At 67.0% G+C, this 26,148-nt stretch carries 25 protein-coding genes and 1 other RNA gene; 13 read left to right on the top strand and 13 right to left on the bottom strand.

Translation table 11 applies throughout. The features are described 5' to 3' along the window. Positions 1-55: 55 nt before the first annotated feature. Entirely contained in the window at positions 56-1,249 is a 1,194-nt protein-coding gene (locus ACQ66H_RS02345; RefSeq protein WP_430432651.1) for a glycosyltransferase, read from the top strand. Between the two features lie 36 nt (positions 1,250-1,285). After that, the gene (locus tag ACQ66H_RS02350) at positions 1,286-2,365 is read left to right on the top strand and encodes a lipocalin-like domain-containing protein (protein WP_430432652.1); all 1,080 of its coding nucleotides are present in this window, start codon (positions 1,286-1,288) and stop codon (positions 2,363-2,365) included. 7 nt (positions 2,366-2,372) lie between these two features. Here ACQ66H_RS02350 and msbA read toward each other — a convergent pair whose 3' ends face one another. Together msbA and ACQ66H_RS02360 are read right to left on the bottom strand one after the other, a co-directional pair. Further along, complete coding sequence (gene msbA, locus ACQ66H_RS02355) at positions 2,373-4,088, bottom strand: lipid A export permease/ATP-binding protein MsbA (protein ID WP_425763669.1); 1,716 nt, start codon at positions 4,086-4,088, stop codon at positions 2,373-2,375. A gap of 117 nt (positions 4,089-4,205) precedes the next feature. Beyond that, positions 4,206-4,787, bottom strand: a complete 582-nt coding sequence (locus tag ACQ66H_RS02360; protein WP_430432653.1) for a histidine phosphatase family protein — start codon at positions 4,785-4,787, stop codon at positions 4,206-4,208. 212 nt (positions 4,788-4,999) lie between these two features. Between ACQ66H_RS02360 and ACQ66H_RS02365 the strand changes: the two genes are divergently transcribed. Beyond that, on the top strand, positions 5,000-5,260 hold the full coding sequence (locus ACQ66H_RS02365) for a hypothetical protein (RefSeq protein WP_304006289.1): 261 nt from the start codon (positions 5,000-5,002) through the stop codon (positions 5,258-5,260). Between the two features lie 48 nt (positions 5,261-5,308). Here the strand turns inward: ACQ66H_RS02365 and ACQ66H_RS02370 are convergent, their stop codons facing one another. Together ACQ66H_RS02370 and cobU are read right to left on the bottom strand one after the other, a co-directional pair. Beyond that, positions 5,309-5,875, bottom strand: coding sequence for a histidine phosphatase family protein (locus tag ACQ66H_RS02370; protein WP_430432654.1), 567 nt, complete (start codon positions 5,873-5,875; stop codon positions 5,309-5,311). Next, positions 5,872-6,408: a bifunctional adenosylcobinamide kinase/adenosylcobinamide-phosphate guanylyltransferase gene (cobU, locus tag ACQ66H_RS02375; RefSeq protein ID WP_430432655.1), complete on the bottom strand. Its 537-nt coding sequence runs from the start codon at positions 6,406-6,408 to the stop codon at positions 5,872-5,874. Before cobU ends, ACQ66H_RS02370 begins: the two co-directional genes overlap by 4 nt. Positions 6,409-6,511: 103 nt before the next feature. Here cobU and ACQ66H_RS02380 point away from each other — a divergent pair, with 103 nt between their 5' ends. From ACQ66H_RS02380 to ACQ66H_RS02420, 9 genes are all read left to right on the top strand, one after another. Next, entirely contained in the window at positions 6,512-6,706 is a 195-nt protein-coding gene (locus ACQ66H_RS02380; protein WP_008061278.1) for a hypothetical protein, read from the top strand. Beyond that, positions 6,703-7,008: a cell division protein ZapA gene (locus tag ACQ66H_RS02385; RefSeq protein WP_019915533.1), complete on the top strand. Its 306-nt coding sequence runs from the start codon at positions 6,703-6,705 to the stop codon at positions 7,006-7,008. The genes ACQ66H_RS02380 and ACQ66H_RS02385 overlap by 4 nt, the downstream gene beginning before the upstream one ends. 35 nt (positions 7,009-7,043) lie before the next feature. Next, a non-coding RNA gene (gene ssrS / locus ACQ66H_RS02390) (6S RNA) lies at positions 7,044-7,226 on the top strand. 334 nt (positions 7,227-7,560) lie between these two features. Next, the gene (locus ACQ66H_RS02395) at positions 7,561-9,087 is read left to right on the top strand and encodes an acyl--CoA ligase (protein ID WP_419543336.1); all 1,527 of its coding nucleotides are present in this window, start codon (positions 7,561-7,563) and stop codon (positions 9,085-9,087) included. A gap of 49 nt (positions 9,088-9,136) precedes the next feature. Next, entirely contained in the window at positions 9,137-10,141 is a 1,005-nt protein-coding gene (locus ACQ66H_RS02400; RefSeq protein ID WP_430432656.1) for a Bug family tripartite tricarboxylate transporter substrate binding protein, read from the top strand. Positions 10,142-10,243: 102 nt separating this feature from the next. Next, a complete protein-coding gene (locus tag ACQ66H_RS02405) occupies positions 10,244-10,756 on the top strand; it encodes a tripartite tricarboxylate transporter TctB family protein (RefSeq protein WP_019915529.1) in 513 nt (170 codons plus the stop codon). Between the two features lie 26 nt (positions 10,757-10,782). Further along, positions 10,783-12,279 carry a tripartite tricarboxylate transporter permease gene (locus ACQ66H_RS02410; RefSeq protein ID WP_020163217.1) on the top strand — a complete coding sequence of 499 codons (1,497 nt, stop codon included), beginning with the start codon at positions 10,783-10,785 and terminating at the stop codon, positions 12,277-12,279. Between the two features lie 97 nt (positions 12,280-12,376). Beyond that, positions 12,377-13,381: a 2-dehydropantoate 2-reductase gene (locus ACQ66H_RS02415; RefSeq protein WP_304028344.1), complete on the top strand. Its 1,005-nt coding sequence runs from the start codon at positions 12,377-12,379 to the stop codon at positions 13,379-13,381. Between the two features lie 119 nt (positions 13,382-13,500). Next, on the top strand, positions 13,501-14,331 hold the full coding sequence (locus ACQ66H_RS02420) for a sulfite exporter TauE/SafE family protein (protein WP_430432657.1): 831 nt from the start codon (positions 13,501-13,503) through the stop codon (positions 14,329-14,331). Positions 14,332-14,340: 9 nt separating this feature from the next. Here ACQ66H_RS02420 and ACQ66H_RS02425 read toward each other — a convergent pair whose 3' ends face one another. Then, positions 14,341-14,856, bottom strand: a complete 516-nt coding sequence (locus ACQ66H_RS02425; RefSeq protein ID WP_430432658.1) for a hypothetical protein — start codon at positions 14,854-14,856, stop codon at positions 14,341-14,343. 10 nt (positions 14,857-14,866) lie between these two features. After that, complete coding sequence (gene mgtE, locus ACQ66H_RS02430) at positions 14,867-16,309, bottom strand: magnesium transporter (protein ID WP_430432659.1); 1,443 nt, start codon at positions 16,307-16,309, stop codon at positions 14,867-14,869. A gap of 152 nt (positions 16,310-16,461) precedes the next feature. Between mgtE and ACQ66H_RS02435 the strand changes: the two genes are divergently transcribed. Next, the gene (locus ACQ66H_RS02435) at positions 16,462-18,477 is read left to right on the top strand and encodes a ribonuclease catalytic domain-containing protein (RefSeq protein WP_430432660.1); all 2,016 of its coding nucleotides are present in this window, start codon (positions 16,462-16,464) and stop codon (positions 18,475-18,477) included. A gap of 62 nt (positions 18,478-18,539) precedes the next feature. Here the strand turns inward: ACQ66H_RS02435 and ACQ66H_RS02440 are convergent, their stop codons facing one another. The 7 genes from ACQ66H_RS02440 to ACQ66H_RS02470 all read right to left on the bottom strand — a co-directional run bounded on the left by ACQ66H_RS02440 (position 18,540) and on the right by ACQ66H_RS02470 (position 25,859). Further along, entirely contained in the window at positions 18,540-19,202 is a 663-nt protein-coding gene (locus ACQ66H_RS02440) for a PEP-CTERM sorting domain-containing protein (protein WP_430432661.1), read from the bottom strand. 145 nt (positions 19,203-19,347) lie between these two features. Beyond that, on the bottom strand, positions 19,348-20,985 hold the full coding sequence (locus ACQ66H_RS02445; protein WP_430435585.1) for a CorA family divalent cation transporter: 1,638 nt from the start codon (positions 20,983-20,985) through the stop codon (positions 19,348-19,350). 91 nt (positions 20,986-21,076) lie between these two features. Next, positions 21,077-22,654, bottom strand: a complete 1,578-nt coding sequence (locus tag ACQ66H_RS02450) for an ArnT family glycosyltransferase (protein WP_430432662.1) — start codon at positions 22,652-22,654, stop codon at positions 21,077-21,079. A 116-nt stretch (positions 22,655-22,770) separates the two neighbouring features. Then, on the bottom strand, positions 22,771-23,316 hold the full coding sequence (locus tag ACQ66H_RS02455; protein WP_430432663.1) for a PEPxxWA-CTERM sorting domain-containing protein: 546 nt from the start codon (positions 23,314-23,316) through the stop codon (positions 22,771-22,773). A 352-nt stretch (positions 23,317-23,668) separates the two neighbouring features. Then, positions 23,669-24,499: a ChbG/HpnK family deacetylase gene (locus ACQ66H_RS02460; RefSeq protein ID WP_430432664.1), complete on the bottom strand. Its 831-nt coding sequence runs from the start codon at positions 24,497-24,499 to the stop codon at positions 23,669-23,671. Next, positions 24,496-24,879, bottom strand: coding sequence for a GtrA family protein (locus ACQ66H_RS02465; protein WP_020163227.1), 384 nt, complete (start codon positions 24,877-24,879; stop codon positions 24,496-24,498). The genes ACQ66H_RS02460 and ACQ66H_RS02465 overlap by 4 nt, the downstream gene beginning before the upstream one ends. Then, positions 24,879-25,859, bottom strand: coding sequence for a glycosyltransferase family 2 protein (locus ACQ66H_RS02470; protein WP_430432665.1), 981 nt, complete (start codon positions 25,857-25,859; stop codon positions 24,879-24,881). Before ACQ66H_RS02470 ends, ACQ66H_RS02465 begins: the two co-directional genes overlap by 1 nt. Positions 25,860-26,148 lie beyond the last annotated feature (289 nt).

A 26,148-nucleotide genomic window follows, 5' to 3' on the forward strand; every position in this document is an offset into this window, starting at 1 on the left:
CGTCTTCGCGCTCCAAAAGGGCGTGGTGTAAAGCCCTTCGACAGGGGGGCGCGCGATGAGCCGCGTGCTGATGGCGTGGGAGCTGGGCGCCAATATGGGCCACATCGACCGCATGCTGATCACCGCGCGCGCGCTGCGCGAACGCGGGCACGCGGTCACCTTTGCGTTGAAGGACCTCGCACGCGCGCACGGCCGCATCGTCGCCGACGGTTTTCCGGTGCTGCAGTCGCCACTGTGGCTGCCGCGTATGGTGAACCCGCCGAAGCTGGTCAATTTTTCGGCGGTGCTGGCGGCGGCCGGATGGCTGGACCCGGGCGGGCTGGCTGGACTGCTGTCGGCCTGGCGCGGGCTGTTCGACCTGCACCGCCCCGATCTGCTGGTGTGCGACCATGCGCCGACCGCGATGCTGGCGATGCGCGGCCGCGGCACGCCGATCGCGGCGATCGGCAACTGCTTTGAGATTCCGCCGCATCGCGACGTGTTTCCGGCGATGAACTACTGGGACAAGGGCGACGTTGCCCAGTGCGCACGCAGCGATGCGCTATTGCTGGCGCCGGTGAACCAGGCGCTGGCGCTGCTCGGCGACAGCGCCCTGCCGCGCCTGACCGAACTGTTCGGCGGTGTGCGCTGCATCGCCGCCAGCCTGCCGGAGCTGGCCCACTACCCCGAATACGACGAGCGCGTGCGGATGGTTGGCCCGAGCTATGTCGGCGACAGCGGCGTGGCGCCGCAGTGGCCGGCGGGCGACGGCGCGCGCGTATTCGTCTACCTGTCGCCCGAACACGCCGATTTCAATGCGCTGATGGAGGCGCTGCGGCAGTCCGGCATGCGCACGCTGGTGCATGCCAAAGGGCTGTCGCCGGACGCCGCGCGACGGCTCGGTGGGCCGTCCATCCGTTTCGAATCGGCGCCGGTGCAGATGGACCCGGCCGTGCGCGCAGCCGATCTGGTCGTTTCGCACGCCAGCATCGGCACCGTCAGCGCTGCGGCGCTTGCCGGGTGCCCGCAACTGGTGCTGCCCAACCACATGGAGCAGTACATGGTGGCGCGTCGCATCGTCGATGGCGGCTTCGGTCTGGCCGTGCCGCCGGGAAGCCGGAACACCGATTACCCGTCGCTGCTGCGTCGCCTGCTCGACGAACCGCGCTTCGCCGCTGCGGCACGCACGCTGGCACAGCGCCACGCCGGCGCCGACCCGACGAAGACCGGTGCCTGCATCGCCGACGCGCTTGAAGCGCTGCTGCGCTGAGCGGGAACCTCCTGCCGTGGGCGCGCTCTGCGCAACATGAATTCCGCGCTGCGCCGACTGCTGTTGCACCTGCCGCTGCTGGCCGTGCTGCCGGCCCGCGCGGACGAGGCCGCCTACGATCCGGTGCTGCCCGCTACACCGCGCGGCCTGCCGCGTGACCACGGTGCCCACCCCGGCCACCGCATCGAGTGGTGGTACATCACCGGCTGGCTGGAGCGCGATGCTGCGGCACCGGTCGGCTTCCAGCTCACCTTCTTCCGCGTGCGCCAGCCGGCGCACGACGCCAACCCGAGCCGTTTCGCGCCGCGCCAGCTGCTGTTCGCGCACGCTGCGGTGTCCGACCCTGCGCGTGCCCGCCTGCTGCACGCGCAGAAGATCGCGCGCGCCGGCTTCGGTCTGGCCGAGGCGTCGCCTGACGACCTCGACGTGCGCATCGATGGCTGGCATCTGGCGCGTCAGCCGGCGCCCGAGCGCCTGCTCGCACACATCGCCGCGGACGATTTCGACTACGCACTGACCTTCGCGCCGACGCAGCCGGTGCTGTGGCAGGGCGAGCAGGGGTTCAGCCGAAAGGGGCCTGATCCGGCGCACGCCAGCCACTATCTGAGCTGGCCGCAGCTGGAGGTGAGCGGACGCCTGCGCATCGCGGCGGCAAGCAGTGCGGTGCGCGGACGCGCCTGGCTCGATCACGAGTGGTCGAGCGCGCTGATGCCGGAGGGCGCGCAGGGCTGGGACTGGCTGGGCATCAATCTGGACGACGGCGGTGCGCTGATGGCCTTCCGCATGCGCGACGCCGACGGCCACGCGCTGTGGGCAGCAGCGACCGTGCGCGATGCGGCGGGCGATCGCCGCTATGCGCCGAATGAAGTGGGTTTCGCAGTCCGTCGCGTCTGGCGCAGCCCGCGCAGCGGCGGCGCCTATCCGGTCGAACTCGAGGTCAGCGTGGGTGGGCGCCGCTTCCTGGTGAAGCCGCTGTTCGACGACCAGGAACTGGACAGCCGCGCCAGCAGTGGCGCCATCTACTGGGAAGGCGCGGTGACCGTGTTCGAAGGCGCGCGCCGGGTCGGCCGCGGCTATCTGGAGCTGACCGGGTACGCGGCGGCGCTGAAGATCTGAAGCTCTGTCACTCGCCGCCACCGAGCTGCGAGTTGTAGAGGCCGGCGTACATGCCGCCGGCCGCCAGCAGGTCGGCATGCTTGCCGATCTCGGCGATGCGGCCGCGGTCCATCACGACGATGCGGTCGGCACGCTCGATGGTGGACAGCCGGTGCGCGATCACCAGCGTCGTGCGGTTCTTCATCAGCACTTCGAGCGCGGCCTGCACCTGGCGCTCGGATTCGGTGTCCAGCGCCGAGGTGGCCTCATCCAGTATGAGCACCGGCGCGTCCTTCAGCAGCGCGCGCGCGATCGCCAGCCGTTGCCGCTGGCCGCCCGACAGCTTGACGCCGTTCTCGCCGATCATCGTGTCGAAGCCTTCCGGCATCGCCTGGATGAAATCCAGCGCATACGCGGCGCGCGCCGCCGCCTCGATGTCGGCGCGGTCGGTGCCGCGCAGCGCGCCATAGGCGATGTTGGCCGCCACCGTGTCGTTGAACAGCACCACGTCCTGGCTTACCAGCGCCATATTGGCGCGCAGGCTGGCCAGCTTCACGTTCTGGATGTCGTGCCCGTCGAGCAGGATGCGGCCCGAGGTCGGCGTGTAGAAGCGGGCCAGCAGATGCGCCAGCGTGGTCTTGCCGGAGCCCGATGCGCCGACCAGCGCCACCGTCTCGCCCGGCGCGATCGACAGATCGAAGTGCTGCAGCACGCGCAGTTCGCGGCCGGGGTAGCCGAAGCCGAGCTGGTCGAAGTCGATGCGGCCGCGCGCACGCTCAAGCTCCACCGTGCCGCTGTCGCGTTCGGCCTGCTGGTCGATCAGCTGGAACACGCTTTCCGCCGCTGCCAGCCCGCGCTGCAGCGGCGCGTTCACGTCGGTCAGGCGCTTGAGCGGCGCCAGCAGCATCAGCATCGCGGTGACGAAACCCATGAAGCCGCCGACCGTGGTGCGATTGGCCGCCGAGTCGGCCAGCGCGACCGCGATGACGATGCCCAGCGCCACCGCGGTGAGCACCTGGGTCATCGGCGACACCAGCGAGGCGGCGACGATGTTGCGCATGTTCTGTCGGCGCTGCTTGCGGCAGGCGGCGTCGAAGCGGCCCATTTCGTAGTCCTGGCCGCCGAAGATCTTGACCACCTTGTGCGCCTCGATGGTCTCTTCCAGCGTGTGCGCGATGCTGCCCATCGCCGTCTGCGCACCGCGCGCCGATTCACGGATGCGACGCGAACTGAGTCGCACGATGAGCGCGATCAGCGGCAGCATGCCGAGCACGATCAGCGTGAGCTTCCAGTTCAACCACAGCAGCCAGGCGAGCAGGCCGGCCACGGTGAGCGTATCGCGCACGAACACGGTGATCACGTTGGTCGCCGCCTGCGTCACGCCCTGCACGTCGTAGGCGACCTTGGAAATAAGCGCGCCGGACGAGTTGTTGTCGAAGAAGTCGGTCGGCAGTGCCAGCAGGCGGCCGAACATCGCGCGGCGCAGATCGAGCACCACGTTGTTGGCGGCCCACGCGAAGGCGTAGTCGGCGATGAAGCCGAACACGCCGCGCACGGCGAACAGCAGCACGATGGCCAGCGGGTAGAACCACACCGCCTGCGGGTCCTGTCCGCCGAAGCCGCCATCGAGCAGCGACTTCATCAACGCCGGAAAGACCGGTTCCGCCGCTGCCGTCAGCGCCATGCAGACGATGGAGACGGCGAAGGCGATCCAGTAGGGGCGCACGTAGCCGAGCAGACGCATATACAGTGCGCGGCTGGAAACCTGGGGTGAATTCATGGCGGGCGTCGGGCGGAGAAGCGCGGATTATCCTTGATCCGGCGAGGCTCTGTTCATCCGGGCGTGCTCTGCACGCCGACGTCAGCGATTGAAGCTGCGCAGCTTGGGTCCGAGCGGGCCGATCGCCAGATGGGTGACGCGGCCGAACTCGAACTCCAGATTCAGCCAGCGGCTCGGCGGAAGGCCGAGCAGGGTGCCGGTCAGCGCGCGCATCGGCCCGTTGTGCGCGACCACGACCAGCGCGCTGGCACCCGCGCGCTGCGCCTCAAAAGCGTCCCAGACGCGCGCTGCCATGTCCGCATACAGCTCGCCGCCGGGGGCGCGGAAGTCGATCAGCGTGCTGCCCCACACCTCGAAGCCTTCCGCCGGAATGTCGGCGAAGGGCTTCAGTTCCCAGTCACCGAAATCAAGCTCGCGCAGTCGCGCGTCCAGATGCACCGTCGGCGATACCGCTTCGGCCAGCAGACGGGCGCGCACAAGCGGGCTGCTGACGACGCGCGCGTCGGTTGGCAGCAGCGGCGCAAGCCGTGCGGCGCAGGCGGCGACGTCCTCGGCCACCGGCAGATCGGCGGCGCCGTAGCACAGGGCGGGATCGACGGCCGGCTTCGGATGACGGACCAGATACAGGTCCAGTGGATCAGTCAGACGGAACAGTTCGTTCATCGTGTTGCATTCATGCAATGACATCGGATTCGGTCATACGGGACCGGTGACCCGTTTGGAACACAGTGTGGTGCACTCACGTCACTGTGCTGCGCCGCAAAAAATGATTACGTATTACGTCACAAACAAGCGCGTATGCGGGCTTGAAAGGTTTGTTGCGGTGCACTACATTGAACTCAACGACAGCTTTTTAACTTGCAAGGAGCATCACCATGAAAACCACTGCATTCCGCATCGCTCTCGCGACCAGTCTTGCGATCGCCACGCTTGGCGCATCGGCCGCCACCGAAGCTTCGGTGTCGTCCGCTGCCGTCGGACACCCCGAAGACTACAAGGTGTTCATCGACGCGCCCACTGGCTACGCGTTCGTGAAGACGCCGTCGCGCTGGGTGTTCACCCGCAAGGTGGACAGCGCTCGCGTCGCCGAATCGTCCGCCGAAAAGCGCGTCGAGAAGGCCGAAGCGACCCGCTGATCGACGTTCAGTGCCGCACCGGAAAAGCCACCCGCGAGGGTGGCTTTTTCATTTTGTGGGCTCACCGCGACGCCAGCCGCCGTCCGCGTCCGACTCCAGCCTGATGCACGCACCCTGCGGACAGGCGATGTCCAGCCAGTCGTTCTGCGGCAGGCCGAGCAGCCGGCCTGCCATCACACGGAGCGGACCGCCGTGCGCGACCACGACGAGGTCGCCGCTCGCGGCTGCGCCCCATTCCTCCCAGGCGGCCCATGCGCGCGCCGCCATGTCCGCCGCCGATTCGCCGCCCGGGATGCGGAAGCCCCACACGTCGGCCGACCAGAGGTCGATGTCGGCACGCGGCAGCGTGTCGTAGCGCCTCATTTCCCATTCGCCGAAATCCATCTCCTGCAGGCGGTGGTCGAAGGTCACCGTGTCCGACAGCGCCCGCGCCAGCTCGGCGCAGCGGCGCAGAGGACTGCTCAGGATCGTCGCACCGACCGGCAACTCGCCACGCAGCGTCGCCGCGGCAGCGGCAACCGGCGCTGCCAGCGCCACGTCGGACCGCCCGTAACAGATGCCACGTTCCACTGCGACCGGCGGATGCCGCACCAGCCAGAGTCGGCGCGCGCTCACGGCCGCTTCAGCGCCAGCGGAAGCCCGGCGGTGACCAGCGTCACCCGCGGACAGACACGGGCCAGCGCCTGATGCAGCCGGCCGGCTTCATCGACGAACACGCGCGACAGCCGCCCCATCGGCACGACGCCGCTGCCGACCTCGTTCGATACCAGCGCGATCCGGCCGGGCAGCGTCGGCAGCGCGTTGACCAGCGCCGCGCGCTCGCGCACGAACACTCCGGGCAGCGCTGCGCCCGGCGCGTCGTCCATATCCATCAGCAGGTTGGACAACCAAAGCGTCAGGCAGTTGACGACGATGAACCGGTCTGCCGCGGCGGCTTCGCGCAGCGCTGCCGCCAGGTGCAGCGGCGCTTCGACCACCGGCCAGTGCGCCGGCCGGTTGGCGCGATGGCGCTCGATGCGCGTCGCCATCTCACCGTCGTGCGCCTGCGCCGTGACCACCACGGTGACGGCCAGACCGCTTTCGGCGGCCTGCGCTTCGGCATAGGCACTCTTGCCGCTGCGGGCCCCGCCAAGAATGAGTTCGTGCACTGCGTATCGCTCCATTGCTTGCTGGCCGAAGATTGTAGGTCGGCCGCGTGGCGGGCGCTGCGCTGTCTTGACCGGCCCGGCGGCCCCCACCTATAGTTCGCCGATGGATCATGACATCAACCAGCTTGGCGACCGGCTCGACATCCTGCTCGGTCGCTTCCGCGCGCTGCATGACGAAAACATCGTCCTGCGCAACCGCGTCGCGGCGCTCGAAGGCGAGAACAAGGTGCTCGGCGACAAGGTCGCCGCAGCGCGTGAAAAGGTGAGCGGTCTGCTCGAAAGGCTGCCTCAGGAATGAGCGAATCGAATCTCGTCGAAATCACCATACTCGGCCGCGAGTATCGGGTGCAGTGCCGCGAGGGCGAACGCGATGCGCTGAACGCATCGGTCGAACTGGTCGAACGGCGCATGCGCGATCTTGCCGAGGCCACGCGTGCCTCCGGCGAGCGCCTCGCCGTCATGTGTGCGCTCAACCTGGCACACGAAATTTTTCAGATGCAGGCGACGGGCGGTGTTGATTTGGTACCGCTGCGGCGTAGAATCAACGCCATGCAGTCGCGTATCGACGAAGCGCTTTCCGCACAGGAAAAGCTCTTCTAGAGGCGGTTGCAGCAAGGTGAAAGACCTTGCGTATCAATCCCCTGCGGTGTTCGCCAAGGTCATAGATTCCTTGAACCAATGTCTCATTGGCATAAGGTCGCGAACCATGGACGCCGCTGTTGTGCGCACCTCTCGGGGATGCGCCTGATGCGGCAGGGACGCGGCCGCTCTGAACCCTCGGTTCAGGATGCCGGCCTAGCGACATGCGCGGGGGTCCCCTACAAAGCGGTACCGTAGAGTGTTGCAAGCCCGACGCCCACTACCCCGGGTACGGGCCGGTCACCAGAAGTGGCCTCCCTCCTCCGGCCGCGGCCATACAAGCCGCGGTCTTTGCTGTGTAACGCATCTGTTACACATTGCTCCGTCGTAGAGATCTGCTGCGTCAGCTTTGCTGTGCGCGGCTGTTTTGCGGCAGCGCGTCTTGAACACCCGTTCGATCTGGGAAAGACTCAGCTGCCGTTCGTCCCGTGTGTCCATACGACGCACGTGGCTCCGTCGCGGAAGCGGATGCACCCATCCATTCCTTTGTTTCCTGAGTTTTTCGGAGTTCGTATGTCCGGTATTTCCACGCTTGCCGAGCTGTTTTCCACCGGTGCCGATTCGGCAGTGGCGCTGTCCGCGCCCGCGCGCACCGATCTGAGCTTCGGCAATCTGCGCGCACTGATGACGCGCACCGTCGCACGTCTGAATGAACTGGGTGTGGGTCGCAACGACCGCGTCGCCATCGTCCTGCCGAACGGCCCGGACATGGCCAGCGCCTTCATCAGCATTGCTTCCGGTGCCACCGCCGCGCCGCTGAATCCGGGCTACCGCGCCGAGGAATTCGAGTTCTACCTGTCCGACCTGAATGCCAAGGCTCTGGTCGTCGAGCGCGGCAGCGTGTCGCCGGCGATCGAGGTGGCGAAGAAGCTGGGCGTGCGCGTGATCGATCTGGTGGCGAACGAAGCCGCCGGCGATTTCTCGCTCGAGCCGCGTGAAGCCGCGGCCGTCGCCCCGGCCGCCAACGGCGGCGCCGCGCAGGCGGACGACGTCGCACTGGTGCTGCACACCTCGGGTACGACCTCGCGTCCGAAGATCGTTCCGCTGACCCAGCGCAACGTATCCGCTTCGGCGCAGAACATCCGTGCCACGCTGGCCTTCACCGAGAAGGACCGTGGCCTGAACATCATGCCGCTGTTCCATATTCACGGCCTGATCGCCGGCATCATGGCGCCGCTGTCGGCCGGTTCGTCGGTGTTCTGCACGCCGGGCTTCGATGCGCTGAAGTTCTTCTCGCTGATGGATGAAGCACACCCGACCTGGTACACGGCGGTGCCGACCATGCATCAGGCCATCCTGTCGCGCGCTTCGCGCAACAAGGAAATCATCGAACGCAACCCGCTGCGCTTCATGCGCTCGTCGTCGTCGTCGATCCCGCCGCAGGTCATCCGCGAGCTGGAGGAAACCTTCGGCGCTCCGCTGATCGAGGCCTACGGCATGACCGAAGCGTCGCACCAGATGGCGTCCAACCCGCTGCCGCCGCGCGCCCGCAAGCCGGGTTCTGTCGGTCTGGCCGCCGGCCCGGAAGTCGAGATCATGGACGACGACGGCAACATCCTGCCGGCCGGCGAAATCGGCGAAATCGTCATCCGCGGTGCCAACGTCACGCCGGGTTACGAGAACAACGAAAAGGCCAACAAGGAAGGCTTCACCAACGGCTGGTTCCGCACCGGCGATCAGGGCAGCAAGGACGCCGAGGGCTATCTGTCGCTGACCGGCCGCCTGAAGGAAATCATCAACCGCGGCGGCGAGAAGATTTCGCCGCGCGAAGTTGACGAAGTGCTGATGGATCACCCCGCCGTGGCGCAGGTCGTCACCTTCGGCATCCCCCACCCCAAGCTGGGCGAGGAAGTGGGTGCCGTGGTCGTGCTGCGTGAGGGTCAGCAGGCCACCGACAAGGAAATCACTGCCTTCGCCGCCACGCGACTGGCCGACTTCAAGGTTCCGCGCAAGATCCTGTTCATGGATGAAATCCCCAAGGGTGCGACCGGCAAGCTGCAACGCATCGGTCTCGCCCAGAAGCTGGGTCTGGGTGGCTGAGCCATCCCCTTCCGCGCACTACCGCATCAACAATAAAGGAGACTTGCACATGACCAAACTCGGAAAGTGGGCCGGCCGCGCCCTCGTGACCGCCATCGCGACCATCGGTCTGACCGGCGCCGCGCATGCATGGGAACCGACCAAGCCGGTCGAGTTCGTCGTGCCGGCCGGTACCGGTGGCGGCGCCGACCAGATGGCCCGCTTCATCCAGGGCATCGTCGCCAAGAACAAGCTGATGGCCCAACCGCTGGTTGTCGTGAACAAGTCGGGCGGCGCAGGCGCGGAAGGTTTCCTCGAAGTGAAGGGCGCCAAGGGCGACCCGCACAAGATCATCATCACCCTGTCGAACCTGTTCACCACGCCGCTGGCGACCGGTGTCCCGTTCAACTGGCGTGACCTGACCCCGGGCGCGATGCTGGCGCTCGACCAGTTCGTGCTGTGGGTGAACGCCGATGCGCCGTACAAGACGGCCAAGGAGTACATCGACGACATCAAGGCCAAGCCCGCCAACACCTTCAAGATGGCTGGTACCGGGTCGAAGCAGGAAGACCAGATCATCACCGCGATGATCGACAAGGCGACCGGCAAGAAGATGACCTACGTGCCGTTCAAGGGCGGTGGCGACGTGGCGGTGCAACTGGTCGGCGGTCACGTCAATTCGACGGTGAACAACCCGATCGAGGCGGAAGCCCACTGGCGTGGCGGCAAGCTGCGTCCGCTGTGCATCATGGACAGTGAAAAGCTGCCGTACAACGAGAAGGTGACCGCGACCCAGGCCTGGGGCGACATCCCGACCTGCAAAAGCGCCGGCGTACCGATCGAGTACCTGATGCTGCGCGGCGTGTTCCTGGCGCCGGGTGTCACGCAGGAACAGGTTGACTTCTACGTCAATCTGTTCAAGAAGGTGCGCGAGACGCCGGAGTGGGCCGACTTCATGAAGAAGGGCGCGTTCAAGCAGACCTTCATGAGCGGCAAGGAATTTGCCGACTGGGTCGGCAAGTCGGAAGCGATGCACTACGGCCTGATGAAGGACGCAGGCTTCCTGGCCAAGTAATCAGCCTGTAGCAGTGTGCGAATACGGGCGGGTCATCCCGCCCGTATTCGTTTCGATGTGCCGCGAAGATGTTCACTTCCTGTTTTTAGTTTCTGGAGATTCATGATGGAGCGATCCGAGGACGCCGCTGAAGCCGGCATGTCCAACCGCTGGCCGGAAATCCTGGTCGCGCTCTTCCTGTTCGCCATCGGCATCATCGTGGTGAACGACAGCATCCGAGTCGGCATCGGCTGGGAAGAGGGTGAGGGCCCGCGCGCCGGCTACTTCCCCTTCTACATCGGCTGCATCCTGCTCATATCCAGCGGCTGGATCCTGTTCGGCGCACTGACACGCTTCAAGAAGGCGCAGCCGCAGTTTGCGTCCTGGGTCGAGCTGAAGTCGGTGATGCAGATGCTGGTGCCGCTCACCATCTACATCGTGGCTGTCGTCTATCTCGGCATCTACGTGTCGTCGCTGGTGCTGATCGCCTTCTTCATGAAGGTGCACGGCAAGTTCGGCCTCATTGCCACCACCCTGACCGCAGTCGGCGTGCCGCTCGCAGCCTTCATGCTGTTCGAGCGCTGGTTCCTCGTGCCGCTGCCCAAAGGTCCGATCGAGCTGATGCTCGGTTTCTGACATAACGCGAAATTCCCGAGACCGAGATGGAAGAACTCAACAACCTCATGCACGGGTTCAGCGTCGCGCTGACCCTGCCCAATCTGGGCTTCATGGTGCTCGGCATCACGCTGGGCATCCTGATCGGCGTGCTGCCGGGCCTGGGCGGTGCCAACGGCATCGCCATCCTGCTGCCGCTGACCTTTTCGATGGACCAGACCTCGGCCATCATCATGTTGTCCTGCATCTACTGGGGCGCGCTGTTCGGCGGGGCGATCACGTCGATCCTGTTCAACATTCCGGGCGAACCGTGGTCGGTGGCCACCACCTTCGACGGCTTTCCGCTGGCACAGCAGGGCCGGGCGGGTGCCGCACTGACGGCGGCATTCACCTCGTCCTTCGTCGGCGCCTTCTTCGCCGTGCTGCTGATCACCTTCCTCGCGCCGCTGGTGGCGAAGTTCGCGCTGAAGTTCGGGGCGGCGGAAATGTTCGCGGTGCAGATGCTCACCTTCTGCTCCTTCGTCGGCATGAGCAAGGAGCCGCCGGCCAAGACGCTGGCCGTGATGGCGCTCGGCTTCGCGCTGGCGGCGGTCGGCATGGACACGGTGACCGGCACGCTGCGCATGACCTTCGGCACCACCGAACTGCTGAAGGGCTTCGACTTCCTGATCGCGGTGATCGGTCTGTTCGGCATCGGAGAAATCCTGCTGACGATGGAAGAAGGCCTGGCCTTCAAGGGCAAGAGCGCGAAGATCCAGCTCAACGTCGTGCTGCAGACCTGGAAGGAACTGCTGCGCTACTGGAAGACCTCGATCCGCTCGGTGCTGGTGGGCTGCTGGATGGGCGTCACCCCGGGTGGCGCGACGCCGGCCTCCTTCATGGCCTACGGCCTGGCCCGTCGAGGTGCCAAGGACAAGGATTCCTTCGGCAAGGGCAATATCGAAGGCGTGGTGGCTCCGGAAACCGCGGCGCACGCCGCCGGTACCTCGGCGCTGCTGCCGATGCTGACGCTGGGCATTCCCGGTTCGCCGACCGCCGCCGTGCTGCTGGGCGGCCTGCTGATCTGGGGGCTGCAGCCCGGTCCGCTGCTGTTCACCGAGAAGCCGGACTTCGTCTGGGGCCTGATCGCGTCGATGTACCTCGGCAACATCGTTGGCCTCATCGTCGTGCTGACCACGGTGCCCTGGTGGGCGGCCATCCTGCGCATCCCGTTCTCGGTGATCGGCCCGGTCATCATCGTGATCTGCGCGATCGGTGCCTATACGGTACACAGCTCCATCTTCGACGTGGTGATGATGCTGGTGTTCGGCGTGTTCGGTTACCTGTTCAAGAAGCTGCGTTACCCGCTCGCACCGCTGGTGCTTGCGCTGGTGCTCGGCGACATGGCCGAATCGAGCTTCCGCCAGTCCATGCTGCTTTCGCAGGGCAGTCTCGACATCTTCTGGGCCAACCCGCTGGTGGCCGGTCTGATGCTGCTGTCCTTCACCATGCTGCTGTGGCCCATCGTGCCGGCGCTGAAGCACTATCTGCGCGGCCGTGCGTGACATGAACTGATTCCGTCCGCCACACGACGGCGGCACGGAATGACGGCGGGCCGGTGCGCAAGCGCCGTCCCGCCGCGCCATTGAGGGAGATGAAAAGATGAAGATCGCAGTCGTTGGCGCAGGCGCCATCGGTGGTTACCTGGCGGTGAAGCTGTCGCGCGCCGGCAATGAAGTGACCTGCATCGCGCGCGGCCCCAATCTCGCCGCCATCCAGGCGAAGGGCATGTCGCTCATCCTGGAGGACGGCACCGTCGAGGACGCGCCGAACATCCGTGGCGTGCAGAAGATGAGTGATGCCGGCGTGCAGGACGTCATCCTGCTGACGCTGAAGGCGCATCAGGTGAAGGACGTGGCGGCCGACATGCGCGCGCTGTTCGGTCCGGACACCCTGGTGGTGACCATGCAGAACGGCATCCCCTGGTGGTATTTCCACAAGCTGGGCGGCGACTATGAAGGTACGCCGGTCACCTCGGTCGATCCGGACGGCATCGTTGCCGCCAATATCGAGGTCGAGCGCGTGATCGGCTCGGTCGTCTATCCGGCTTCGGAGCTGGTCGAGCCGGGCGTGATCAAGCTGATCGAGGGCAACCGTTTCACGCTGGGCGAGCTCGACGGTTCGCGTTCGCCGCGCATCGAGGCGCTGTCGCAGGCCATGATCGCCGCCGGCTTCAAGTCGCCGGTGTCGAAGGACATCCGCTCGGAAATGTGGGTGAAGCTGTGGGGCAATCTGAGCTTCAACCCGATTTCGGCGCTGACCCACGCCACGCTGGAAGACATCTGCCGCTTCCCGCTGACACGCGAACTGGCCGCCAACATGATGCGCGAGGCGCAGGCGGTCGGCGAAAAGCTGGGCGTGGAATTCAAGATCGGCCTCGATAAGCGCATCGCTGGCGCCGAAGCGGTCGGTGCGCACAAGACCTCGATGCTGCAGGACGTCGAAGCCGGCCGTCCGCTGGAGTTCGAGGCGCTGGTTGGGTCGGTGCGCGAACTGGGCCGCATCACCGGCATCCCGACGCCCAACATCGACGCGGTCTACGCGCTGGTGTCGCTGCTGGCGCGCACGCTGTCGGACAAGAAGGGCAAGCTGGCCATCGCTGGCTGATCGTCGCCGACTGTACGACACGGCGGGGCGCCTTCGGGCGCCCCGTTTTGTTTTTGCGCCACGCCACTTTTGCGGCAACGGCGCGTGCTGTGTTCAGATAGCGCCTTTTGCGCTGCACCATGATGCTGATACCGGACTTCTTCCCCAGCCTCGACTTCGTCCTCGCCTGTCTCGTGCTCGGTGCCGTTGCCGGCTTCTTCGCCGGCATGCTGGGCATCGGCGGCGGCACGTTGCTGGTGCCGATACTGGTGATGCTTTTCGAACAGCAGCAGGTGACGGCGGACCACATCCTGCATCTGGCGCTGGGCACGTCGATGGCTGCCATTGTCGTGTCCGCCTTCGTCAGCCTGCGCACCCACCACGCACACGGCGCGGTTGACTGGCCGGTGGTCCGGCTGATGACGGTGGGCGTGCTGCTCGGTACCGCGCTCGGCACCTTCATCGCGCGTCTCGTCTCGACGCAGACGCTGTCGGTGTTCTTTGCGGTATTCATCGCCTACATCGCGATCAACATGCTGGTCGGACTGAAGCCCAAGCCGTCGCGCCAGCTGCCGGGGCCGGCCGGCCTCATCGCCGTCGGTGGCGGCATCGGCACCATATCTGCACTGGTGGCGGTCGGCGGCGGCGCGATGACGGTGCCTTTCCTGACCTGGTGCAACCGCGACATCCGCAACGCCATCGGCACCTCGGCCGCGCTGGGCCTGCCGATCGCGCTCGGCGGCACGGTCGGCTACGTCGTCAATGGCTGGGGGGTGCAGGGCATGCCGGCGCAGGTACTGGGCTATGTGCACCTGCCGGCGTTGGTGGCCATCCTGTGCACCAGCGTGTTCACCACGCCCTGGGGTGCGCGCGCCGCTCACCGTCTGCCGGCCACCTTGCTCAAGCGCGTTTTCGCGACGCTGCTGGTCGTGCTGTGCGCACGCATGCTGTGGAAGCTGTGGGCGGCCTGAGCCACCGCTTCACGGACGGTGGCGTGCCGCCGACAGCCGTTCGACCGCAGTCTGCTGGTCGCCTGCGCGAGCCTCTGCGCTCATCGCGGTGAAGCTCACCGTCAGTTCGCCGACGCGCAGCATGCCCTGGCGCAGCCGGGTATAGGGCTCCGGCGTGATGCTGCCGCCGGCGTCGAAATAGAAGCCGGTCGCCGTCGCCTGCAGCGGCGCCGCCGCGGCGCCCACCGTTTCGGCGGTGCGGCGGACGCGGGCGCGGATTTCGTCCGGCGTGGCCGGTGGTTTGCGGTCGGCAGCCTTCCACACCGCGGTCACCACCCACTGCGCCTGACCGTCCGGCGCGGCGACGGTCACCGTGGGCGGCATGCGCGCGTCGTGCCGGCTGATGTCCACCGCCCAGTCCTCGGGCACGTCGAATTCCAGCGTGCCGGCCTCGGCACAGGGCACGGTGACGATGCGGTCCGCCGCTTCGGCGCAGGTGCCGGCCACCATCATTGCAAGGCCGAAGGCGAACAGGCGCAGCTGCATGGCAAGTCCTTCAGATCAGGAACAGGGTGGCCAGCCCGAGGAAGATGAAGAAGCCGCCGGAATCGGTCACCGCGGTGATCAGGACCGACGAGCCCACCGCCGGGTCGCGCCCGTAGCGCGCCAGCAGCATCGGTACCGATACACCGACAAAGGCGGCGAGCAGAAGGTTCAGCGTCATCGCGCCGGTCATCACCATGCCCAGCGCCCACGAATCGTACAGCCACCAGGCGAGCAGGCCGAGCAGGCCGCCCCAGACGATGCCATTGATCAGCGACACGCCCATTTCCTTGCGGTAGAGGCGACGCGCGGCCTCCGGCTGCAGCTGACCGAGCGCGATCGCGCGCACGATCATCGTGATGGTCTGATTGCCCGAGTTGCCGCCGATGCCGGCGACGATGGGCATCAGCGCAGCCAGCGCCACCAGCTTCTCGATCGAGCCTTCGAAGGCACCGATCACGCGCGAGGCGAAGAAGGCGGTGACCAGATTGATCGCCAGCCAGGCCCAGCGGTTCTTCACCGAATCCATGATCGGGGCGAAGATGTCCTCTTCCTCGCGCAGACCGGCGTGCGCCAGCAGTTCCTCTTCCGACTGTTCGCGGATGAAGTCCATCACCTCGTTCACGGTGAGCCGGCCGATCAGCTGGTCGTGGTGATCGACCACCGGCGCCGACACCAGGTCGTAACGCTCGAAGGCCTGGGCGGCTGATTCGGCGCTGTCCGAGGCACGCAGCACCAGCGGATGGTCGTGCATCACGCTGGCCACGTTGACGTTGACGTCGTTCACCAGCAGCGTGTTCAGCGACAGCGAGCCACGCAGCTTGTCATCGCGGTCGATGACGAAGATCTGGTCGGTGTGGTCCGGCAGTTCGTCGAACAGGCGCAGGTAGCGCAGCACCACCTCCAGTGTCACGTCCTCGCGCACCGTGACCATGTCGAAATCCATCAGCGCGCCGACCGAATCCTCCGGGTAGGACATCGCCGCTCGCAGCTGTTCGCGCTCCTCGTGGTCGAGCGAGCTGAACACGTCCTGCATGACTTCGGTCGGCAGGTCGGGCGCGAGGTCGGCCAGTTCGTCGGCGTCGAGCTGTTCGACCGCGGCGACCAGCTCCTTCGGCTCCATCGCGTCGATCAGCGTTTCGCGGACCGCGTCGGACACTTCGAGCAGGATTTCGCCATCGCGCTCGGCACGCACAAGGTCCCACACCAGCAGGCGGTCGTCCGGCGGCAGCGCCTCCAGGATGTAGGCGATGTCGGCCGGGTGCATCGCGTCGAGCTTCTTGGTCAGCTCGTTGTGATGCTGCTTGGCCACCAGCGTCTCGACCAGTTCGTGACGCGGCATCTCCTGCCGGTGCACCAGGCTTTCGACCCGCTTCTGGCGGTCGAGCAGCGTCCTCACCTCTTGCAGGCGCTCTTGCATCGCGTCGTGGTGAAGGATTTCGTCGGCGTCGGCCACGTGCAGCACATCCGGGTCGGGCCTGCCGGGCGGCGGGCTGGCAGGCGATTGTAGCCGCCCCCGGTTACCGGCCCGAGGCTTTTTGCCGCGATGCGACAGCGGCTGCGCGCTTTCAACGATAATCACGGGCCGTATCCCTGCCGACCCGTTTCATGAATGTTCTTTTCGAAGAGGACGGCCATTTCCGCGCCGGCTCCGTGATGACCGACAGCGTGTCCTCGCTGCAGGTCGAACTGCCGAGCGGCAAGCGCTCAAAGGTGAAGGCGGCCAATGTGCTGCTGCGCTTCGCCAGCCCCGAGCCGTCCGCGCTGCTGACGGCCGCCGAAACGCAGGCGGCCGATCTCGACGCGCCGTTTCTGTGGGAAGTGTGCGGCGATGACGAATTCGCCTTCGAGGAACTGGCCCGCGAATACCACGGCGCCGCGCCGGACGCGGTGCAGTTGACCGCCATCCTGCTGTGCCTGCACGCCGCCCCGATCTACTTCCATCGCAAGGGCCGCGGCCGCTTCCGCAAGGCGCCGCCGGACATCCTGAAAGCCGCGCTCGCCGGGCTGGAGAAGAAGCGCCTGCAGCAGGAGCAGATCGAGCACTGGAGCGCCGAGCTGCTGGCCGGCCGTACGCCGCCGGAGATCGCGGCCTGCGCGACGCAGATACTGTACAAGCCGGACCGCAATCGCCTCGAAACCAAGGCGGTCGAAGCCGCCGCCGCGGCCGCCGGCCTGTCGGTGGTGGGGCTGATGGCGAAGGCCGGCGCGTTCGCGTCCAGTCACGACTACCACCTCGGACGCTTCCTGTTCGAGTACTTCCCGAAGGGCACCGACTTCCCGACGCACGAAGTGCCGCCGGCCGGCGAACTGCCGGACGCCGGCGTGCGCGCCTTCTCGATCGACGACGCTACCACCACCGAAATCGACGACGCCTTCTCGGTGCGCCCGAAGGAGGGCGGCGGCTGGCGCGTCGGCATCCATATCGCCGCGCCGTCGCTGGCGATACAGCCCGGCAGCGCGCTGGCAGACATCGCACGCAGCCGGCTGTCGACCGTCTATTTCCCCGGCCGCAAGATCACCATGCTGCCAGACGAGGCGGTCGATGCCTATACGCTGGCTGCCGGGCGCGACTGTCCGGCGCTGTCGCTCTACCTCGATGTCGAGACCGACCTGCGGGTGACGGCGAAGCAGACCCGCATCGAACGCGTTGCCGTGGTCGCCAACCTGCGTCATCACGAGATCGAGCCGCTGTTCAACGACGACACGCTGACCGCCGGTGAACTGCCGGACTTCGAGTGGCGCGACGAACTGCTGCTGCTGTGGCGTCTGGCCGAAGTGCTCGAAGCCGGTCGCGGCAAGCCGTCGGCCAATGGCGGCCAGATGGATTTCAACTTCTACGTCGATTGGGAACAGACGACCGAAGACGGCGAAGGCCGCGTCAACATCCTGCGCCGTGCGCGCGGCAGCCCGCTGGACAAGCTGGTGGCCGAACTGATGATCGTCGCCAACAACACCTGGGGCGCCGATCTGCGTGACGCCGGCATTCCGGCGCTGTACCGCGCCCAGGGCGCCGGCAAGGTGCGCATGACCACGTTGGCCGCGCCGCACGAAGGTCTGGGCGTCGATTGCTACGCCTGGTCAACCTCGCCGCTGCGCCGCTATGTCGATCTGGTGAACCAGTGGCAGATGATCACGCTGCTGCGCGGCGAGCCGCCGGTGTTCCCGCCGAAATCGGAGGCGCTGCTGTCGGCGCTGCGCGACTTCGAACTGGTGTATGCCGCCTACGCCGACTTCCAGCGCGCGATGGAGCGCTACTGGTGCCTGCGCTGGCTGCGCCAGCGCGCAGCGGCTGGCGACACCTCGCCGCTGTCGGCCATCGTGCTGCGCGAATCGCTGGTGCGGCTCGAGCAGATTCCGCTGGTACTGCGCTGCCCCAGCCTGCCGGCACGCGATCCGCGTTCGCGGGTCGAGGTCGAGGTGGAGCACATCCACCTGCTCGACAACGACGCGCGCGCTCGCTGGGTCGGCGATCTGGCAGCGCTGACCGGCGCCGCCGCGGTGTCGGAGGAAGAACTGGCGGAGGAAATCGCCGAAGCCGAGCTGCCGCCGGAAACACCGCCCGCCGACGCGCCGGTGCCCGAACTGCCGGTGACTCCGCCGGAGAGCGGGGAGGCGGACTGAATGGGGTTGCAGAAAACGAAAAAGCCGGCGTGAGCCGGCTTTTTCGTGGGTGAGCGCTTGGGTCAGCGCGCCATGCGGCGGCGGGTAGCCAGCGAGATCAGGCCGAGGCCGGCCAGCATCAGCGTGTAGGTTTCGGGTTCCGGCACCGGGGCCGCAACAAAGCCTACTTCCAGCCTGCCCTGACCGACGCTGGACACCACGGCATTCGCGCTGGCGCTGAGCGTCAGTGTCAGTCCGGACACCACCAGCGACGAGAAGCTGCCGAGCGGTGCGCTGCCTCCCAGGCTGTAGTAGCCGCTGCGCGCCTGCGGGCCGCCGAGCTGTTCGGTACGGTCGAGAAGTTCGTAGAAGGGCAGCAGCGGGCTGCCGTCGATGGACACAGCGCCGGCCAGCCACGCGCCGCTCTCGCCATTGCCGATCTCGGTGTAGCCCAGGTTGCCGATGAAGCCGCTGAGGTCACCGCTCAACGTGTAACCGCTGTTGGCCGTAAGGGTGAAGCTGGGCAGCGCGAACTCGATGGTGGCGTCGTTGGCGACCAGTGAAGTTGACAGTGTCCAGCCGAAGCCCAGACTTCCGCCGCTGCCGCCCGAGTTGAAGGAAATGCCGCCCAGTACCGTCGAGTTGTCGAAGGTGACCGAGTACTCGGTGAAATGTACGGTTTCGAGTGCGGCGGATGCCGGCAGTGCGAAGGCGCCCAGTGCTGCGGCGAAGACAAGAGCTTTCATTGCAATCCTCAGTCGGTATCGAAAGACGTCATCGAATTGCAATAACCGTGCCGAACTGCCGTGCATGGCATCCAGCCGCCCTTTGTGCAGCGCTGCCCGCGGGTGACGACAGGCTGATGTAAGAAGGGCCGACAGTGCTGGGTGATCAGCGCGGTGTGCCGACCGGCGGGTCGTAGCGGCGTCGCAGCGGCGGCGAGCGCTTGCGCCAGATGCGCAGGAAGGACTTGAACTTCTGTCGTGGCGTCAGCGAATCGTCGGACACCGCGTCGAAGAACTCAGACAGTGCGCTCGACTTCTTCAGTGTGTAGAAGGTGAGCAGCAGCGTCGGCACGGCGACCATCAGGACGGCGCCGATCTTGCCGATCAACGTGGCGGGCGGGCCGTCGAAAATGTTCATGCCGAGGAAGCCGGTGACGATGGTGCCGACCAAACCGAAAATGGTCACCACCGTCAGGCGGAGCAGCGTTTCGTTCTGGCGACGGCTGTCGTCCGCTTCCAGGTAGTTGTCCATGTCGAGGATTTCGGCGCGCAGTTCGTTGTACAGCGCGTCGTTGCCAAGGTTGCGGGACCACATGTCGAACAGGTCCTTGGCCATCGACTGTTTCGATACTTCTCCAAACCAGTAGCGGTGGTTGAAGCGCAGGAAGATTTCCATCGTCTGGCGGATGCTGCGCTTGAAGCGACGGCGCGAGTCGGCCTCGTCTGCGTCGAGCAGGCTCACTGCGACCACCAGGCGATCCATCAGCATCAGCAGCGAAGCGCGGTGGAAGTGGGCGATCAGGCCGATCAGGAAGTACTGGTGACGGAACTCGGCCAGCAGGCCGTTCTGCGGATCGGAATAGCCGCTCAGTCCGTGCATGCCCACCATCACCATCGACGGCCCGGTGCAGATGACGCGCGTGCTCGCGTTCTCGCTGCGCCGGCCGGGCACCCAGAAGCGGTCGTAGCAGGACGTGCGTTCGAACTCCGACATCACCTCTTCCGAGTAGGGCAGCGGCCGGCCGTCGTCCGGCTGCGTCGCCTGGCCCAGCCGGACGAAGTCCTCGCGCGTCAGTGCGAACGGATCGTCGAAGGACAGGAAGGTCATCTTCGGCTGGCGGTGATATTCGAGCTGGCGGTAGCGGATGTCGCCATCGGCTTCCGAGTGGTGCAGCACCATCGGGCTGAGCAGGTATTCCCAGTGGCGGCCGATGGCCGACGCGCGGTGTTCCCACACGTGGCGCAGATAGCGTTCGCGATCGCCGTAGTCGGATTCGGCCAGCACCTGGCCGTCGCGGCCCAGCCACTGCACGCTGCGCATGCACTGTGCGGCGCGACCGTCCTCGCTCCACTTTGCAGGAAAGGCGCGGCCGAAACGGAACAGCAGTTCCTGTACCCGCGGCAGCGGCAGGTCGTCGGCATACACCTCCAGCACCAGCAGCACCACATCAACGTCATAGAAGAAATAGAGGTCGATGTGCTGCACGGTCAGGTCCAGCGTGCTGCCGTCCTCGCAACCGAGGCGGACGGCGGCGATGTCGTGCCGGCGGAACACGCGGATCGGCGATTCGCCGTAGCCGCGCAAGGTCGCGCTGGAGCGCCCCTGGCCGTAGAGGAAGCGCTGCACGTGCGGCAGGAAGGTGACGAACTCGCGGTAATGGCGTTCGTGAAAGTCGGTCGGCGCGCCGGTGAATTCGTCGCGCTGTTCGCGCCAGGGGTTGTTCTCGGTGATCGCCGCCAGCGCTTCCGAATGCCGCTGTACCTGATCGCCGGCGCGCATCGGCATCAGCCGCAGCGGCCACATCAGGATCTGGCGGAAGTGGCGGGCAACGGGTGGGGTGGATGCACTCATGACGATGGCGCCGGTTGCGGGGTGGCCGAGTTTAGCGCCGCGCTCAGCGCAGCGGGCGCCGCAGTTCAGGCGGCAGCGCGCGGCGGTCCTTCACCACGGTCAGTGTCAATCCGGCGCGCTCGACGCGTGCGATCTCGTCGCCGCGCAGTACTTCGTCGCAGCGCATGTGCGTGGTCGAGATGAAGAAGTCCGCCCGCACCCAGTCGCGGGTGACGACGTAGCGCTCCGTCGGCAGCCAGGCCTGTGCCTGCAGCGATTCGGCGCACACCGCCACCTGCCACGGTTCGGCCGGCGCCGGTTCGGCGTCGATGCGCGCGCGAAGCAGCGCCGCCGCCTCGCGCACGCCGTCCGACCAGTAGTCGGTTTCCCAGCGGTCCGGCGCACCGGCAAAGCCGCCGGCCAGCCTGTTGTAGTTCACGTAGTGATAGGGGGCGAGTCGCGCCATGTCGTACAGCGGCACGGCGACGCCGGCCGCGCACAGCAGCGTGAATGCGGCGGTCGTGGCCGGTCGCGCACGCGACCAGCGCCCGGCGGCACACAGGCCGGCGGCCGACATCACCGCCAGCGGCGGCAGCAGGAAGGTGAAGTGGCGGATGCCGTTGTACAGCGTCGGCCGGGTCGCCAGTGCGAGGGCCAGCGGCAGCAGTGCGGCCAGCAGCACCGGCAACCAGCGCAGCCAGTCGATGCGTCGCCCGGCGTTCAGCGCGCCGACGGCGGCGAGCAGCAGGCCGGCCAGCGCCAGCTCGGGCAGGCGGGCGGCGAGATAGAGCGGCAGGTAGTGACGCGGCACCTCGCCGATCTTCATCACCTCGCCATCGAGCACCGTGTACAGGTCGAAGGTGAAGTGCGAGAAGGTGGTGAGCGCCTTGAACAGATTGCCCGGCGCCTGCACCGACCACGGCCAGCACAGCGCCATCAGCGCCAGTGCGACCGGCACGGCAGGCAGCAGGCTGGCGATCGAGCGCAGCAGATGAGCCGCCCGCGTGCGCAGGTCGCCCGCTGACAGTGCGCTGACCGCGACCACGGTCAGCCCCAGCGCCATTACCGCGAACACGGCGCCGACGCGCAGCCCGAACGCACAACCGATGGCCGCACCCAGTTGCAGCACAAGCGCCAGCGGCGGGCGCGGCATCAACGGCACCAGCCGCACGATGCACAGCGTCGCCCACGCCATGCACGCGGCGAAGGGGATGTCCTTGGTGTGCGTGAACAGCGCGCCGCCCCAGGCGCCGGTCAGCATCAGCAGCCCGACCGCGCTCAGCGCAGCCGCCTCACCGGCCAGCAGGCGCGCCGTGCGATACACGGCGAACAGGCCGCCGAGACCGAACAGCGCGGTTAGCAGATGCCGCAGATCCCACACATTCATCGCCGGCAGCAGGCGTTCGGCCGAAGCGGCGAGCAGGTCGAACAGGCCGCCGTAGAGGTAGAGGTTCTTGTACTGGAAGGCCGCAAGGTCGGTCAGACCGGAGCGGTAGTAATCGAGCAGCAGCCGGCCATAGACGTGCTGTACCTCCTCGTCATTGCTCAGACCGTGCTGGTCGAAGCACAGCAGGACGTACAGCGCGATCAGGACGAACAGCAGGAAGGCGGGGATGTTGCGGCGGGCGGCGGCTGGATTCACGACGAGTGCAGGCGGTTGGACGGCCGCATAACGCGCGACCGCCTGCCGCGCTGACAGCGCGCGCAAAAGAAAACGCCCCGCAGTTGCGGGGCGTCGGTTCGCGCCGAGTTCGGTGCTCAGACGCGGCGACGGGCGATCGCGCCAATCACGCCCAGACCGGCGGCCAGCAGTGCCCAGCTTGCCGGCTCGGGCACCGGCAGCGGGCTGCCGGCGTACAGGATGGCGTGCGACAGGTTCTGCGCGTTGCCCCTGACGTTGGTCGCGATGCCGGCGGTGGTGTCGAAGCTCAGCGAAGTGACCGGGGCGGCCAGGTCGAAGTAGTAGAAGCTGTGCTGATTGGCGGCCTTCAGGCCGATCACGATGCGTCCGCTGACCGCGCTGTCGAAGTTCAGCGTGCCCGAGGTGGCGCCGCTCGGGTTGGACGAGAAGGGACCGAAACCGGTGCTGTCGGTCGAGCCGACGAAAGTCCAGCTGCCGCCGAAAGTGGTCGCGAGAAAGTCGGTTTCGGCGCTGGCGCCATTGATGTTGTTCGGCCGCGACCCGACGCAGGCGCTGGCGGCGACGCCGGAGAAACTGGTGTCGGCGCAGTTTTCGGCGCGGGCACCGTTCATGGCCAGCAACGCCAGCAGGGGCAGGGACAGTCGGGCGAGGGACTTCAGCATTTCGGGGCTCCGGATCGCTGCGCAGCGACGGCCGCGCGATGGAATTGATGCTACGCAACATGGCCGCGGACGGCCGGTAATAAGTCATGCAGAAAGTGACCGAAAGGTTACGTTTTGCATCGCACCACGCGGAGGAGCGGTTAGCGCACACCTCGGTGGGAGCAGCCTTGGCCGCGACGCCGATGCTACGGACCGCCGGCTTCGATCGAGGCTGCTGTCGGGGTCGAGACCCCTCCCACAGAACTCCGGTCCGGGCTCAGGTCCGCGGGTCGGGCGCAACCTCTGTAGGAGCGGCCTTGGCCGCGACGCGGCCGTCGTAGTCCGCCGGCTTCGATCGAGGCTGCTGTCGGGGTCAGAAGACCCCTCCCACAGATTCCTCGCTCCGACCACGCGTCGGACGCCGCCCCGCGACACAGCCGCCCAGCGCGCCCAGCTCCACGGCATTGGCGGCGAGCAGAGCCGGCAGCGTGTCGGATGCCAGTACGCCGTACTCGCGCACCCGCGCGGCGCCGATCGGGTCGCCCGCGAGCGCTTGCGTGGCCGGGTGCACCATCACCGCGTCGCCGTCGGCGGCGTTGCCCAGCCAGCCGGAAAGTCGCTGACGGTAGCCGGTGGCGTCGCCGTCGAAGCCGTAGGCGCCGAGCAGTCGCGGCATCGCGCGGATGTGGGCGGCGAAGGCGAGGCGCTCCAGTGCGGCGGCGCCGAGCGCGGCGATGAACAGAGGCTTGGCGCCGTCGCCGATGCGCGCGCCGCTGATGCGCAGCCAGGGCAGGCGGCCGGCGTAGCGCGCGACCAGCACCTCGATCAGCGCGTCGCGGATCTGCGGCAGCTGGTGCACGTGCTGGTGGCCGTCCACATAGGCCGGTGCACGGCCGGTCGCGTCCTCGAACAGTGCGCACTGGGTGGCGATCTCGTTGCGCAGTGCGCTCGCGTCGAGCCGGCGCGCCAGGGCGGTGCCGATCAGCGGCCACAGGCCGCGGCGCAGCGGGCTGAATTCGGTGAAGTCGAGGTGCAGGCCGAAGCCGCCCGCGGCACCGATGCGCAACGCCGCCGCCGGCCAGCCCGGCGCGCGCGTCATGCAGCCGGCACCGGACAGCCGGCCGTCCGCCATCAGCGCCAGGATGGCGTCGTTGACCGCGGCGTTGTAGCCGTAGTCGTCGGCGGTGAGATACACCGTCTTCACGCCGGGGAGTGCGCGAACGCCCAGTAGCGGCCGAGCAGCCAGGTGCTCAGCGCGACGAACACCAGCACGATGGCCAGCGCGACCCACAGCGGCAGCGGCGTGAAGCGCAGCAGCGCGGCGAGCATCAGCTGGTTGCCGACGAAGGCGGTACAGGACACCGCCAGCAACCGCGGCAGCGCCTGCCGGTGCGGCGCCTGCGTGCCGGCGAAGGACAGGTTGCGGTGGCCGAGGTAGCTCACCGGGAAGGCGCACACGAAGCCGACCAGATTGGACCAGGCGGGGGCGATGCCGGTCGCCCAGTCCACGCCCAACGTGACCAGATAATGTGTCGCCGCCGCGCAGCCGCCGACGATCAGGAACAGCAGTACCGACGCCCGCATCAGCGCTCGTCCCCGCTGCGCACGATTTCGGCGACCACATAGGGTGGCCGGCCTTTCACCTCCTCGTACACGCGGGCGAGGTATTCGCCGAGGACGCCGATGAACAGCAACTGCACGCCGGAGAAGAACATGATGCTCACCACCACGGTCGGCCAGCCCGGCACGTTGACGCCGAGCAGCATCTTCTCGACCACGATGTACAGGCCGTAGGCGAAGGCGATCGACGACAGCAGCAGCCCGATCAAGCTGGCCATGCGCAGCGGCAGCACGGAAAAGCTGGTCAGCCCGGTCCACGCCAGACGCATCAGGTTGAGCCGGTTGAAGGTGGTTTCGCCGGCGGCGCGCGGCAGCGGCGTGTAGGGAATGCCGATCGAGCGGAAACCGACCCAGGCGTACATGCCCTTCATGAAGCGCTGGCGTTCGGGCAGCGCGAGCAGGGCGTTGACGACGCGCCGGTCCATCAGCCGGAAGTCGCCGGCGTTGGGCGGAATGTCCAGCCGGCCACCCATATTCATCATGCGGTAGAACAGTTTTGAACCGATCTGGTTGAACAGCCCTTGCTGCGCGCGGTCGGCGCGCACCGCATAGACCATGTCCCAGCCCTCGCGCCAGTGCGCCAGCATGGTGCCCAGCAGGTCGGCCGAGTGCTGGCCGTCGGCGTCCATGCACACCACCACGCCGCCGCGCGCGTGCTGCAGGCCGGCGGAGATCGCCGCCTCCTTGCCGAAATTTCGCGAGAAGCGCACCAGCGTCACCGGCAGACGCTGTGCGCAGTCGGCAGCGATCTGCGCCGTGGCATCGCGGCTGCCGTCGTTGACGACGACGATCTCATAGTGCGGCACCAGCGCAGCCAGGTGGCGCGCAATCATGTCCAGCGTGCTGGCGAGCGCGCCGGCCTCGTTATAGGCCGGCACCACGACGCTGAGTACGGGCAGTGTGGTGCGCGCGGAAGAGCGCGGCGGTGGGGTGGTCTGGTTCATCGTGTTGAGGCCGCTCCGACGGCTGCCGACTGCCGGTGTGCAGAGCGGCGCGGCGCCGGAAACGGCGTGCAGTGTATCGGTTGAGGTGGCTGTCGGTGCGCTTTACAGCTTGGGTGCGAATCGTTCGCGCACACATTGTGACAATCACAAGACATTGACGCGAAAGCGTTTCCGGGCTTCTGGCACAGCGGTTGCTGAAAGCGCCATCACGCGCCGGACGGCGCCCATGCAGGCTGGAAACGCCCGAGCGCATCCGCCTGCCGACACGACAACACTCAACGAGACAAGC

The sequence above is a fragment of the Methyloversatilis sp. genome, assembly GCF_965284615.1.
Classification (GTDB): domain Bacteria; phylum Pseudomonadota; class Gammaproteobacteria; order Burkholderiales; family Rhodocyclaceae; genus Methyloversatilis.

Bases quoted from the DNA above. Each gene is read 5' to 3' on its own strand.
- ACQ66H_RS02465 (WP_020163227.1), bottom strand. From the start codon at position 24,879: ATGCGGGCGTCGGTACTGCTGTTCCTGATCGTCGGCGGCTGCGCGGCG.
- ACQ66H_RS02470 (WP_430432665.1), bottom strand. From the start codon at position 25,859: ATGAACCAGACCACCCCACCGCCGCGCTCTTCCGCGCGCACCACACTG.
- ACQ66H_RS02350 (WP_430432652.1), top strand. From the start codon at position 1,286: ATGAATTCCGCGCTGCGCCGACTGCTGTTGCACCTGCCGCTGCTGGCC.
- ACQ66H_RS02455 (WP_430432663.1), bottom strand. From the start codon at position 23,316: ATGCTGAAGTCCCTCGCCCGACTGTCCCTGCCCCTGCTGGCGTTGCTG.
- ACQ66H_RS02380 (WP_008061278.1), top strand. From the start codon at position 6,512: ATGGATCATGACATCAACCAGCTTGGCGACCGGCTCGACATCCTGCTC.
- ACQ66H_RS02410 (WP_020163217.1), top strand. From the start codon at position 10,783: ATGGAAGAACTCAACAACCTCATGCACGGGTTCAGCGTCGCGCTGACC.
- ACQ66H_RS02405 (WP_019915529.1), top strand. From the start codon at position 10,244: ATGATGGAGCGATCCGAGGACGCCGCTGAAGCCGGCATGTCCAACCGC.
- ACQ66H_RS02425 (WP_430432658.1), bottom strand. From the start codon at position 14,856: ATGCAGCTGCGCCTGTTCGCCTTCGGCCTTGCAATGATGGTGGCCGGC.
- ACQ66H_RS02440 (WP_430432661.1), bottom strand. From the start codon at position 19,202: ATGAAAGCTCTTGTCTTCGCCGCAGCACTGGGCGCCTTCGCACTGCCG.
- ACQ66H_RS02365 (WP_304006289.1), top strand. From the start codon at position 5,000: ATGAAAACCACTGCATTCCGCATCGCTCTCGCGACCAGTCTTGCGATC.
- ACQ66H_RS02400 (WP_430432656.1), top strand. From the start codon at position 9,137: ATGACCAAACTCGGAAAGTGGGCCGGCCGCGCCCTCGTGACCGCCATC.
- ACQ66H_RS02415 (WP_304028344.1), top strand. From the start codon at position 12,377: ATGAAGATCGCAGTCGTTGGCGCAGGCGCCATCGGTGGTTACCTGGCG.
- msbA (WP_425763669.1), bottom strand. From the start codon at position 4,088: ATGCGTCTGCTCGGCTACGTGCGCCCCTACTGGATCGCCTTCGCCGTC.
- ACQ66H_RS02395 (WP_419543336.1), top strand. From the start codon at position 7,561: ATGTCCGGTATTTCCACGCTTGCCGAGCTGTTTTCCACCGGTGCCGAT.
- ACQ66H_RS02360 (WP_430432653.1), bottom strand. From the start codon at position 4,787: ATGAACGAACTGTTCCGTCTGACTGATCCACTGGACCTGTATCTGGTC.
- ACQ66H_RS02345 (WP_430432651.1), top strand. From the start codon at position 56: ATGAGCCGCGTGCTGATGGCGTGGGAGCTGGGCGCCAATATGGGCCAC.
- ACQ66H_RS02420 (WP_430432657.1), top strand. From the start codon at position 13,501: ATGATGCTGATACCGGACTTCTTCCCCAGCCTCGACTTCGTCCTCGCC.
- ACQ66H_RS02385 (WP_019915533.1), top strand. From the start codon at position 6,703: ATGAGCGAATCGAATCTCGTCGAAATCACCATACTCGGCCGCGAGTAT.
- ACQ66H_RS02435 (WP_430432660.1), top strand. From the start codon at position 16,462: ATGAATGTTCTTTTCGAAGAGGACGGCCATTTCCGCGCCGGCTCCGTG.
- ACQ66H_RS02445 (WP_430435585.1), bottom strand. From the start codon at position 20,985: ATGTGGCCGCTGCGGCTGATGCCGATGCGCGCCGGCGATCAGGTACAG.